The following is a 12,822-nucleotide window of genomic DNA, read 5'->3' on the forward strand; positions in this document are numbered from 1 at the left end:
TAACATGGCGATAAAATCAATCCTGACAAACCAAGAGGATTTTACCGGTGAGTTTCCTGTAACATCAAGGACGTCTGCTTTATGGCGATTTAATGAAAAAACACCAGACGAAAATCTTCAGCTTATAGACTCATCGGGACATGGCAGACATTTTACCATCTCCGGCTGGTCAGGGACATCGGCAAACCTTATTGCTGGAAGATTCGGAAGATACTTTAGGCAAAATATTGTTAATCCGACTTCTGAAAAGACCCATCTTATAGCAGAAAATGATGGGAGTTTCTTTAGCAATCTGGGCGAAAAGATTGTTGTAGGAGGTTGGATTAATCCTACCACCTATTCGGTCGGCCAGACATATATACCCATATTCAATACCCGCCAAGGACCCGGTCAGCCAATTTTTTATGTTTCACTTTATCAAGGGAGACTTAGGCTTATGTTGTATAACTCCTCCGGCACACTAATCTACGACCAGAGTGAAACAGCTACCATTACCTTGAAAAACGGCGGCTGGTATTTTATCGCCTCCATCATTGAAGTAAGCAACAAAAAGGTACAGAACATCATATGCGATCGCAGCGACGGGGCAACCTGGGTGTCGCCTGTGCGTTCCTTTTCGGGAGAGCTGAATCGGGAATGTATAGCAGACATTATTATGGGGATGCATGCAAATACCTACTACTATGCCGGAGGCTTCGACGACTGGTTTCTGGAAACGGACTCACAGCTTACAGCTGATGATTTGCTGTTATATTTTAAGTCGTCTTTACATGCAAACGGTGGGGATGCGGCTTCGGATGTAGATGCTTTGGCAGAGCCTGGCGCAGCACCCTCAAAGCAACAGATGGCGAGTATCCTGCAAGTGGCGTACTTTATACAAGGGCGGTTCCATGTGCATTATCGGGCAGCGGTCGTGTAGCTGTCGCAAGCGAATATACTGCAGGTGTTACTTCAGTGTCTATAGTAGAGACCAGCACAAGCGATGATCTTGAAGAATGGTCTGCATGGCAGGCTGTGGGAACCAGCGGTGAACTTCAATCGCCAAATCGGCAATATATAAGGTTCCGTGTTACCCTTACCAGCAGCGATCCGTTGAGGACGCCAAAACTTCTGGAAATACAGCTTCATGATATACCGAAAGCGCCCTATGAGAAACTAGGCTTTGCCCGTCCTGTGATTTTGGACAAAAACGGAGCATGGGAAGCTGTTCTTGAAAATGCCTTTGATATCATTGTCACTGGTGAGGTGAACGGCGCGGATACGCTGGAATTCAAGCTTCCGTTCCATGATCCAAAAAGAAGCACACTGGAAAATGAAAAACAAGTGCAAATCGTAAATGACATTTACCGGATCCGAACCTTAACGGACAATAAAAGCGAAGATGGGCGTGTTATTACGCAAGTATATGCTGAAGCGGTATTTTACGATCTGTCTTTCAGTGCGGAAAAAGAACCTAGAGAATTCAATGCAGATACTGCAGATGTTCCGATGCAATATGCACTTTTGGGTACAGGTTGGACAGTAGGAAATGTTACTGTCACTACGAAACGGACATGGCAGTGTACAGAAAAAAATGCCTTATCCATCCTTCGCACTGTACAGAATATTTATGGCGGCGATCTGGTGTTTGACAGCGCCAACCGCCAGGTACACCTTTTGACTTTTAGTGGTACTGATAGCGGAGCGCTTTTTTCATATAGAAAGAATTTGAAAAGTATTCAGCGGGTAGTCGATACACGTGAATTAGTGACAAGGCTCTATGCTTATGGAAAGGACGGATTGACCTTCGCTTCAATTAATGGAGGTAAGGAATACGTTGAAGATTACACTTTTTCCAGTGAAGTGAGGGTGTCGACGCTTGATTGTTCGTCGTTTACAAATCCGTATCAGATGCTGGAATATGCAAAAATGCGGCTTGCAGAATATTCGAAGCCTCGCGTTTCTTATGTACTGTCTGCAATGGATTTATCTGCGCTAACCGGTTATGAGCACGAAGCATGGAAACTGGGTGATATTGTTACAGTGGACGATAAAGAACTAGGCCTTTTGGTAAAGACTCGTGTTGTGAGAAGGCAGTATAACTTGCAGGAGCCATGGAAAACAGTGATTGAGCTTTCAACTAAACTGCGGGAACTCGGCGATTCTTCAGCACAGTGGGACAAGGCAGCGGATGCACTGTCCTCAGCAGAGTTGATAAACCGTCAGGAAATTAAAGATATGGTACCATTCAACCATCTGCGCAATTCCAGAGCGGATGATGGTTTTGCCTACTGGGTCAATTCCGGCTTTGAAGTGGATACTGAAAATGGTGTTTCGGGAACTGCTTCCTTCAAGGCTGTTGGTGTACCTGGTATGACAAAGAGTCTGTCACAGACGGTATACCCAGCAACACGTAAAAGTTATACATTTTCAGCGCAGATTGCTTCCGAAAACCTTGTAAAGGGCGAAAACGGCCAGGTTGGTGTTGAGATAGTCATTGAATACGAGGACGGTACAACAGAAACAAGATTTATAGACCTGATTTGAGGGTGATGATATGGCATATTTCAATCAGATTACACACAGTATTTCTCCCAAAAGTATCAGCAGAGTCAAATCTATCACCATCAGGCTGTGCGTCACTGACTGCACCGGCACAGTGTACTTTACAGACTTATTGCTTCAGGGCGGTTCGGTTTCCACTGGATGGATCGGGCATGTATGCGAAATTCAGTGGACATTAGACGGGTAGGTGAAATGGATGCAGTTTTCAAGATTTACAGAAACCATACAACTAAAAAGCAATAAACATGTGGCGGGCGTAACTGTGCGCCTTCTTATTGCAGACTGTACCGGAATAATCTATTTCACCGACATGCAGCTTCAGGATGGAGATCAGTTGACAGGCTATACCGTCCACACGAGCAAAATGCTAACGAAAATGCAGGAAAACGGGCAGCCAGTTCCGCCCCGGCATTATAACGGTGTGGTGCGAACAGCGGAGACTGTAATTTTATTCAACCTGGGTAAAACTTCTGCTGGTCTTGACTGCTATATCTATCCTATACAGGATATGGCCGCAGGAAGTATTGAAATATCCCAAGGTATGGGCGCGCATAAGGTAAGGTTTCTTGACTCGGTTAACGCAGGCGATGAGCTGACACTCAAGGCTTCCACCCGCCAATGCCTAAAAAACGGAAGTCAGACTCCTAAGGATGGGTTTTATCAATATTCTGCGGCATGGGACAGCAAACATACAGTGAAACTGGAAGAGAGAAAATCGGCGCGGTTGCTCTTTGAATTTCAGGAGATGCAGGAAGGCGGTGACCGGTTGTGAGGGATTTCTTAAAAGGCAAACGTTGCATGGTGTGGAGTTTTATGGGTAATTCCCGAATGTATGAGGCGCTTAGAGACTACGGCGACCGCTTTGATACGGTAGGCATTTTTACTTTTGAGGTTGACGAAACAGGCACAATTACTGAAACCGGTACAAGCATCAGCAGCATGCTACCGTATATTCAGAAATGGCCTCATATTAAGTGGCTGCTCACAATTATGAATCATGGAATAGCCAATATTTTTACTGCACTTCGCAACAACGAAAACGGTGCAAAGGATAAGTTTCTCACTGAAATCATCCGAATAATGAACAAGTATCCATGGTGCGCTGGGGTAGATATTGACCTTGAGCGCGGTGGAGGTTATGAAAACAAGGATGCGGCGAATGCACTATTTAGGGATATATACAATACAGTTAAGTCTTATGATGCAACAAAGCTTGTCAACATCTGCCTGCCTGGCATGACCGGCGTTCAAGGCTCGGTGGGCGGTGAAGACTGGTGTGTTTATGCCGATCTTAACGACTATTGCGATACCGCCGCCATCATGAGCTATGGCATGGCATGGGCGGGCTCTGCTCCCGGCCCAGTATCTCCTCGTGACTGGCTTGAGGCATATATGATTATGCTGTTTCCGTTATGTCACCCGACAAGATATTCATGGGATTGCCTGCTTATGGTTGGAACTGGAGGATTCATGATACACCTGAAAACCTTGGAATAACCTATCGAGGAGTGTCTAATACCTACTATGCGGCAAAATACTGGATGACTGGGGTTTACAATTTCACAGGCGATGCACCGCCCCAGCCGTTTATTCCAATTGTGGCTTACTGGGATGACTATAACAAAGTACCTTGGGCTCTTCCTCATGTATATGATTATATGGAAGGATGGGATGCTGTATCTTGGGAATATCCGCTGCTAAAAGGGGTTTATAACAGGCGAAGATATTTGACAAGCTATGGCAAGGAGCAGAAAGCGGAGTTCGGAACCATTTATATTGACAGGAACGGAGTTCCGGATGAATACGAAGGAAATGTCATTATTACTGATGAGATGGCCTCACTTGGAGATGACCAGGCGTCAGCAGAGTACCGTTTTGAGATAAGAGAAGCGGGATATTACGATATTGCAGTACAGCTTTGCTTTCCTTACTGGGACAAAAATGCGATTATTGTTTCCCTTGATGGTATATCAAAGACTTTCAGCGAGAACCGTTTATGGTGGCCATACTGGAGAAGAGTTTGCTGGTTGACACTTGCAAAAGGTGTATTTCTCCAAGAGGGAACGCATGCTGTCAGCATAAGCGGTGGTGTGCCGGGAGTCCAGTTTTACGGTTTTAGGGTTTGCAGTGGATTTTCGGAGTATCCCTTTGCCGGTGAAGCCAGCTTTATGCTCTCTCCTCGTCGGTTCAAGGATGTCAATGGTGTGATGGTTGAGCCGGATCGAGGTTTTAAACTGACCTTTGAAATGTTGCGAAGAAAACCCGACTCGGCGCTTATTTGGTATGAGGATTTTCGGGACAGGAACATCCTGCCTGAAAATTACTGGACTGTGCTGGATGGCGAATGGGATGTTTGGCAAGATCCAGACAGCACAGAAAGTCGCCCATATTCCCAGCTCGAGGGATATGGCAAACTTGCATGGAAATACGACGGGTTTTCCGATATTCATATCCGGGCAAGGCTGGCTTTCCCTCAAAATAGCAGTGGACGGGCTGGGGTGTTCCTTGGAGATATTTTCTGCTGCTTAAATTATGACACGCAAAGAGTCGAGCTTTATCAAGGTAATTCCTTGCTTGGTAGCTATTCCACCAGTTTCTCAAAAACTGCAGATGCCGATCTTCGTGCTAATCCGAATATGTATACTATAGAGATGCGAAAACGCGGCAATAAGGTAAGAGTATATTCAGGTGCAGCTTCAACCCTGCGTTTCACAGTGAATGTAAACGGTGGTAGTGGTTATGCAGGGTACTGCTCGGACAACCGGACGGTATGCGAGCTACTGAGACTGGGCGATGCATGTATATGAACCATACGAGCGTTTTGATGTGGAACTCCCGGATGGAACTATAACCAGCTTTGGCAGGCTTGCTCGCACTGGTGTCACGTGGGATGATGAATTTCAGGTGTTTTCAGTAAATAGCGATGTGGAGGAATCGATAACTCGCAGTGAGGACATTTCGATGGACTATGACTTCTTCCACTCACAACTTTTGGCTCTTTCTTGCGGTAATGACTATGAAGTAAAGATTATACCGAAAGACATCAATATCTGGATATCCCGTCTCTTCCTCGGAGATGCAGATGGTTTTTCTATTCTGTATTATCAGGATGTGGACAGCCTTGTTTACTGGGCAAACGAAGCGGCTTATCGATGGAAATTGCGAGGTATAGCCATCTGGTCGCTTGGTCAGGAGGATATGCGGCTGTGGGAGGCGCTTCCGAAGCAAATGTAGGTTAAAAGTTTTATATATTCAGCGCTTTGCTTTAAGGCAAGGCGCTTTTTTATATGCAAAACTCAAGTTGAACGGAGGTTTAAGACAATGAAAACAGTATGGAACTGGGTGCAGGCGGTTTTTACTGCTATTGGCGGATTTCTTGGCTGGTTTCTTGGAGGGCTGGATGGATTTTTATATGCACTCATCGCTTTTGTAGCCATTGACTATGTGACCGGGGTGATGTGTGCCGTTGTAGACAGAAAGCTTTCGAGTGAAGTCGGAGCCAAGGGCATCTTTAAGAAAGTGCTTATATTTGTACTTGTGGGTGTGGGACACATAATCGACAGCCAGGTTCTCGGCAACGGAGGGGCAATCCGGACAGCGGTGATTTTCTTTTACCTGAGTAACGAGGGAGTTTCAATTCTTGAGAATGCAGCACATATAGGACTGCCCATTCCTGAAAAGCTGAAGAACGCATTGGAACAACTGCATGGCCACTCAAATGAGGAGGATGAAAAGAAATGAAGCTTTTTACAAAATACATGACGCGAAACGATTGCTATACAGCAGGCCGCAAAATCACGCCTAAAGGAATCATGGTACATTCGACGGCTGTGCCGGGTGTAATGGCGGCTGAGTGGTTTTCCCGTTGGAACAAATCTTACAAGGCCGGCGAAATAAATAGGCAGGTATGTGTTCACGCTTTTGTAGACGATAAAGAGGTTTGGCAATACCTGCCTTGGGATCATCGCGGGTGGCATGCAGGAGGAGCAGCCAACAATACCCATATTGGCTTTGAAATTTGTGAGCCTGCTGGGTTTTCGTATAAATCTGGGTCGGTAATGGTGGGTTATGATGCAGCAAAACAAGAAGATTATTTCCGTAAAGCGTGGCAGAATGCGGTTGAACTCTGCGTTATGCTCTGCAAGAAGTACAGCCTTAATGAAAATGACATCATCTGCCACTCCGAGGGATATAAGCTCGGTATTGCCAGCAACCATGCTGATGTGATGCACTGGTTTCCCAAGCATGGGGAGAATATGGACACTTTCCGTAAAGCAGTAAAAAAAGCGCTGGAGAACAGTACAGATATCAATACTGATATTGGAATTGGAGATATGGTGGAGTTTAAGGTCAGTGTAAAGAATTACTACCCCGGCAGTGTGGAAGTTCCAACGTGGGTCAAAAATGACTATTACCACAGGGTCACACAGACTTTATACAAAGGCAAGCCGGTCATAAAAGGCGGCAAAGAATGTGTTTTGCTTGGCAAAAAGGTTAAGAAATCCGGCGGTCAAGAGATTGCAGGCATAAACACTTGGGTAGCAAAAGAAAACCTTGTAATTGTAAACAGCATTCCTGATAACAAGGGCAATAGAACCTATACAGTGCAAAAAGGCGACACCTTATGGAGAATAGCGGAAAAAGAACTCGGCAGAGGAACAAGATATCCGGAGATTAAGGAACTCAATGGCCTGACTTCAGATACTATTTACCCCGGACAAGTTCTCAAATTGCCGGAATAACGATAAAGGACAGCTAATCGCGACTGTCCTAAGTTTTTATAGGAGGTGCTTGAATGATAGAGGCGGCTAATCATTTACCATATAACCCGCAGGAAACGAACTATACAAAGATATCACAGGAGGAAATTCAAAGAGAGGTTGATTACTGGCGGGCGTACAAAATTCTGCAGAGGATGCTTAAGGCGGGACTGATTTCAGAAGAAGAATTCAACAAAATCGACAAGTTGAACCGCAAAACTTTCTCGCCGATGTATGCACAGCTTATGCTAATTAGCTTGCTATTAGCGGCACACAGAGGTAACATGTCACATGCCCAAAGGAGGTGAAAACAGTGAGAAAGGTAACAAGGATTGATGGAAACAATGCTCTCCAAGCTTTCAAGCCAAAGGTGAGGGTAGCGGCTTATTGCAGGGTTTCAACAGACAGTGATGAGCAAATGGCAAGCCTGGAAGCACAAAAGGACCATTATGAATCCTATATAAAAGCAAATCCTGATTGGGAATTTGCAGGGATTTATTATGATGAAGGCATATCAGGCACAAAAAAGGAAAACCGAACTGGACTTTTGAGACTGCTTGCAGATTGCGAAAACAAAAAAATTGACTTTATTATAACCAAGTCGGTCAGCAGATTTGCCAGAAACACAACCGACTGTATTGAGATGGTGAGAAAACTTACCGATCTCGGTGTTTTCATCTATTTCGAGAAAGAGAATATAAACACACAGCGCATGGAAGGCGAATTGGTGCTGACAATTTTGAGCAGTCTTGCAGAAAACGAGTCATTATCCATTGCAGAAAATAGTAAGTGGTCTATCAGACGTAGGTTCCAAAACGGAACATACAAAATTTCGTATCCTCCTATGGTTACGATTATGTGGATGGAAAGCTATTTATCAATAAAGAACAGGCTGAAATCATAAAGCGGATTTTTTCCGAGGCTTTGGTTGGTAAAGGCACACAGAAAATTGCAGATGGGTTAAATTTGGATAAAATCCCAACAAAGAGAGGTTCACATTGGACAGCGACCACTATCCGCGGTATCCTTAGCAATGAAAAATATACCGGGGATGTCCTTCTGCAAAAAACATATACAGATGAGAATTTTAAGCGGCATTATAATCGTGGTGAAAAGGATCAATACATGATAAAGGATCATCATGAAGCCATTATATCCCATGAGGAATTTGAAGCCGTCAAAGAAATATTGAAGCAAAGAGGTAAAGAAAAAGGCGTAATCAAGGGAAGCAGTAAATATCAAAACCGCTACCCTTTCTCGGGGAAAATCAAATGCGCAGAATGTGGCAGCAGTTTTAAGCGTCGAATTCATGGCAGTGGTAATCATAAATACATTGCCTGGTGCTGCACAAAGCATATAAAAGACGCTTCGGCTTGTTCAATGAAATTTGTCAGAGAGGATGGGATCCATCAGGCCTTTGTTGTTATGATGAATAAGCTTATTTTCGGACATAAGTTCATTCTAAGGCCATTGCTGCAAAGCTTAAAGAAAACAAATTACTCAGATAACATAACTAAGATTCAGGAGCTGGAAACTAAAATAAAAGAAAATACAGAGCGGGTACAGGTGATTATGGGACTTATGGCCAAAGGATACCTGGAACCCGCTCTTTTTAATACACAGAAAAATGAGCTGAGCAAAGAAGCAGCCTTGTTAAAAGAACAAAAAGAAGCCATAAACCGCGCAATCAATGGGAGTCAGACTATCCTTGTTGAGGTTGAGAAGCTTCTTAAATTTGCAACGAAAGCTGAAAAGCAGATTGATGCATTCGATAGCAAAATATTTGAGGATTTTATTGAAGAAATCATTGTGTTTTCACAAGAAGAAATAAGTTTCAAAATGAAATGCGGGTTGAACTTAAGAGAAAGGCTGGTGAAATGATGAGCCATATACCTTTTGGATATACCATTCAGAACGGTAGGGCTGTAATTAATGAAGAGGAAGCAGTTAAGATTGAGAAAATATTTGAGGCTTACCTTTCCGGGCTTTCTTTAACCGAAGCAGCCCAAAAAGCGGGCATTAAGCGCTACCACACATCTATTGCAAGAATGCTGGCAGATAAACGGTATGTTAAGGATAAATTCTATCCGCCAATTATCAGCAAGGACACATTCGAAGAAGCACAACTGGAAAGACGCAGGCGAGCTGAGGCACTTGGCAGGATTTATGAACATAAAGGAAATGAAAAGAAATGCCTAAATTTTAGGTTTCATGCTTCAATGCCAGATAATCTATATGATGATCCATTTCAGCAGGCAGAGTATGCTTATAGTCTTATTAAGAGCGAGGTGATTTCAGATGGCAATCAGGAATGTTACGGTAATCCCTGCTCGTAAACGGATTGGAAATAGTGCAAAGGCTGAAGAATTGCCTAAGCTTCGGGTAGCAGCCTATTGCCGCGTATCTACGGACAGCGAGGAGCAGGCAACCAGTTATGAAGCGCAAATTGAGCACTACACAAACTACATTAAAAGCAATCCGGAATGGGAGTTAGCTGGCATATTTGCGGATGAAGGGATTACTGGAACCAACACGAAAAAGCGTGAAGAGTTTAACCGGATGATAGAAGAATGTATGCAGGGCAAAATCGATATGATAATTACGAAATCTATCAGCCGTTTTGCAAGAAATACGCTGGACTGCCTAAAGTACATAAGGCAGCTTAAAGAAAAAAATATTCCAGTTTACTTTGAAAAGGAAAATATAAACACATTGGATTCCAAAGGGGAAATCCTGCTGACCATTATGGCTTCTTTGGCGCAGCAAGAAAGCCAATCGTTAAGCCAGAATGTAAAACTGGGTATTCAGTACCGATATCAGCAAGGAAAAATCCATATTAATCACAACCGGTTTCTTGGCTATACAAAGGATAAGGATGGCAATTTAGTTATCGTACCTGAAGAAGCAGAGATCGTTAAACGCATTTACAGAGAATACCTTGAAGGTTCCAGTATGCTACAGATAGCAAGAGGTCTGGAAGCTGACGGAATTCTGACAGGTGCAGGCAATCACAGATGGCATACCAGCACCATCAATAAGATTTTGAGGAATGAAAAATATATCGGTGATGCGCTGTTGCAGAAAACCTATACAGTAGATTTTTTATCGAAGAAAAGGGTGGCCAATAACGGCATAGTTCCTCAATACTATGTAGAAAACAGCCATGAGCCATAATCCCGCGTGAAATTTATATGCAGGTTCAGGAAGAGCTTGTCCGCAGAAGATGTGTGCATATAAGTAAGAACGGAAAGAAGAGAAACTACAGCAATAATCATCCCTTATCCCAAATGGTGTTCTGCGGCAAGTGTCATGAAGTATTCCGCAGGGTTCATTGGAATAACCGAGGAAAGAAATCAATCGTATGGAGATGCGTCAGCAGATTGGAAAACACCGGTTTGTTTTGTACCGCTTCCACTATACTTGAAGATACTCTCAAAGAGAAGATTGTAGAAGCTATCAATATAGCCGTCAGCGGGAAAAACTCTTTCCTGGCCATACTGAAAAAGAATATTGAAACCGTATTAAACGAGGATTTGGACGAGAGTACGGCAGATATTGATAAAAGGCTGGAAGAGCTTCAAGCCGAGTTGATCCAATTGGCAAATTCAAAGGAAGCATATGATAATATTGTCAATGAGATTTACCGCTTACGGGACTTAAGGCAAGAAACCCTTTCAAGAAACGCTCTCCGTCAAGATAAGCGGGATCGGATCGCTGAGATGACGGACTTCCTTAATATGCAAACCGGTGGTATTACGGAATTTGATGATAAACTGGTTAGAAAACTAATTGAAAAGGCAACTGTATATAATGACAGGCTAGTGGTAGAGTTTAAGTCAGGGTTAGAAATAGAAGTAAACCTATAAGCTCGTATTAAGATAGCCGCCAGTAGGGGAAGAGTACTTATACTATTATAAATAACTACAGGAGACATAATTGGATTACCGATTGCGGGAGCAGAAGCAAAATGCGCTGGTTAAAAATGCAGAGCGTGAAGGAAGAAGCAGCGAATAGCTGAAATGACAGACTTCTTGAATGAACAGTCCTATGAGCTGGAGGAATATGATGAGCAACTGGTAAGGCGGCTTATTGAAAAAGTTACGGTATTTGATAATAAGCTGACCGTTGAGTTTAAGTCTGGAGTAGAGATTGATGTATTAATTTAAAATGAACTTGACCGCCGATTGAGGAGAAATACTTCTTGATGGGCGGTTCTTTTCTATTTATACTTGGGGATAATCTAATAAATAAACACACTTGAACAATTACTCATATGTTTTTATTGACAAACGGAGAATTGAGGTTTATAATATATATGAAAGCTTATTCAAGTGTTCAATTGAATGATAAGGAGGTGATATAAATATGGCAAAAAAAATTCAACCAATTGAAAGATGCGACTGTGATGTAATACATGAGGAAATTGTAAATAAAGTGCGAGAAAAAATGCCTCAAGAAGAAACTCTATATAATCTAGCAGAACTATTTAAAGTTTTTGGAGATTCAACAAGAATTAAGATACTCTGGGCATTAGATGAATCAGAGATGTGCGTTTGCGATATTGCATTCTTATTAAATATGACCCAATCAGCAATTTCACATCAGCTAAGAGTCTTAAAGCAGGCTGGACTAGTAAAGAGCAGAAGAGAAGGAAAGATTGTATTCTACTCTCTTGAAGATGAACATGTAAAGCAAATATTTGACCAGGGATTAATTCATATTTCAGAAGAAAGTAAGTAAAGGAGGGTCAGTAATGTTAAAGAAGGAAGTAATTTTAGAAGGTTTAGATTGCGCAAATTGTGCAGCTAAAATTGAAGATGAGGTTAATAAATTAAATGGAGTCAAAGCCTATATGAACTTCATGAACAAGACATTGACTTTAGAAATTGAATCAGAGCAAGAGTATAAGAATATATTACAGCAAGTTAAAACCATAGTGCACAAGCACGAACCGGATGTGGTAGTGAAAGAAAAATCCGTTAACAAGAGCAATAAAAAAGTATTAATACTTGAAGGACTTGGCTGCGCGAATTGTGCAGCTAAAATGGAAAAAGAAATAAGCGGTCTAGAAGGAGTTGAATTTGCTGCAGTAGATTTTGTTTCGAAGAAACTAACACTGGAAATAAGTCCGAAAGTCAACCGCTCTGAGTTAAATGAGAAGATTGAAGCATAGTAAAGAAAATAGAGCCAGATGTAAAGGTCATTTTTGAGGAGAATAACTCCAAGACCAAAATAAACGAAAATAACGAAGAGGAAGAAGAAGGTGTCAACAAAAAAGAAATCATAAGACTTGTGGTCGGTGGAGCAATATTTGCCGTGGGAATCATCTTTAATTTCCAAAATTGGCTTGAGCTTACCTTGTTTATTATTAGTTATATCATAGTTGGTGGAGAGGTTGTCTTAAGAGCAATAAAAGGTATTGCCCGTGGTCAGGTATTTAGTGAGCATTTTTTGATGAGTATTGCTACCATTGGTGCTTTCTTCGTTGGAGAGTATCCAGAAGGTGTAGCAGTTATGC

The 12,822-nt window shown here is 42.6% G+C and carries 8 protein-coding genes and 5 pseudogenes (1 of these 13 cut by a window edge); all 13 read left to right on the forward strand.

What is annotated here, in order from left to right:
• Positions 1-4 precede the first annotated feature (4 nt).
• Complete coding sequence (locus JCM7501_RS16450; RefSeq protein ID WP_256201081.1) at positions 5-919, forward strand: hypothetical protein; 915 nt, start codon at positions 5-7, stop codon at positions 917-919.
• A gap of 35 nt (positions 920-954) precedes the next feature.
• The gene (locus JCM7501_RS16455) at positions 955-2,526 is read left to right on the forward strand and encodes a phage tail spike protein (protein WP_256201082.1); all 1,572 of its coding nucleotides are present in this window, start codon (positions 955-957) and stop codon (positions 2,524-2,526) included.
• Between the two features lie 214 nt (positions 2,527-2,740).
• On the forward strand, positions 2,741-3,316 hold the full coding sequence (locus JCM7501_RS03420; RefSeq protein ID WP_028992644.1) for a hypothetical protein: 576 nt from the start codon (positions 2,741-2,743) through the stop codon (positions 3,314-3,316).
• Positions 3,313-5,778: pseudogene (locus tag JCM7501_RS03425) on the forward strand (glycosyl hydrolase family 18 protein). Before JCM7501_RS03420 ends, JCM7501_RS03425 begins: the two are co-directional and overlap by 4 nt.
• Positions 5,779-5,865: 87 nt before the next feature.
• A complete protein-coding gene (locus JCM7501_RS03430) occupies positions 5,866-6,285 on the forward strand; it encodes a phage holin family protein (protein ID WP_028992646.1) in 420 nt (139 codons plus the stop codon).
• Entirely contained in the window at positions 6,282-7,286 is a 1,005-nt protein-coding gene (locus JCM7501_RS15580) for an N-acetylmuramoyl-L-alanine amidase (RefSeq protein WP_028992647.1), read from the forward strand. The genes JCM7501_RS03430 and JCM7501_RS15580 overlap by 4 nt, the downstream gene beginning before the upstream one ends.
• Before the next feature lie 53 nt (positions 7,287-7,339).
• Positions 7,340-7,552, forward strand: a pseudogene (locus tag JCM7501_RS03440) (SHOCT domain-containing protein); the annotation flags it as partial.
• Positions 7,553-7,617: 65 nt separating this feature from the next.
• A pseudogene (locus JCM7501_RS03445) lies at positions 7,618-9,185 on the forward strand (recombinase family protein).
• Positions 9,185-9,640, forward strand: a complete 456-nt coding sequence (locus JCM7501_RS03450; RefSeq protein WP_038002260.1) for a recombinase family protein — start codon at positions 9,185-9,187, stop codon at positions 9,638-9,640. The pseudogene JCM7501_RS03445 and the gene JCM7501_RS03450 overlap by 1 nt, the downstream one beginning before the upstream one ends.
• A pseudogene (locus tag JCM7501_RS03455) lies at positions 9,603-11,170 on the forward strand (recombinase family protein). The gene JCM7501_RS03450 and the pseudogene JCM7501_RS03455 overlap by 38 nt, the downstream one beginning before the upstream one ends.
• Positions 11,171-11,323: 153 nt before the next feature.
• Positions 11,324-11,470: a hypothetical protein gene (locus JCM7501_RS13090; RefSeq protein ID WP_028306869.1), complete on the forward strand. Its 147-nt coding sequence runs from the start codon at positions 11,324-11,326 to the stop codon at positions 11,468-11,470.
• A 199-nt stretch (positions 11,471-11,669) separates the two neighbouring features.
• Positions 11,670-12,044 carry an ArsR/SmtB family transcription factor gene (locus JCM7501_RS03465; RefSeq protein WP_028992651.1) on the forward strand — a complete coding sequence of 125 codons (375 nt, stop codon included), beginning with the start codon at positions 11,670-11,672 and terminating at the stop codon, positions 12,042-12,044.
• Between the two features lie 13 nt (positions 12,045-12,057).
• Positions 12,058-12,822, forward strand: a pseudogene (locus JCM7501_RS03470) (heavy metal translocating P-type ATPase); it runs 1,594 nt beyond the window's last position.

The organism is Thermoanaerobacter thermocopriae JCM 7501 (assembly GCF_001310975.1).
Classification (GTDB): Bacteria; Bacillota; Thermoanaerobacteria; order Thermoanaerobacterales; family Thermoanaerobacteraceae; genus Thermoanaerobacter; species Thermoanaerobacter thermocopriae.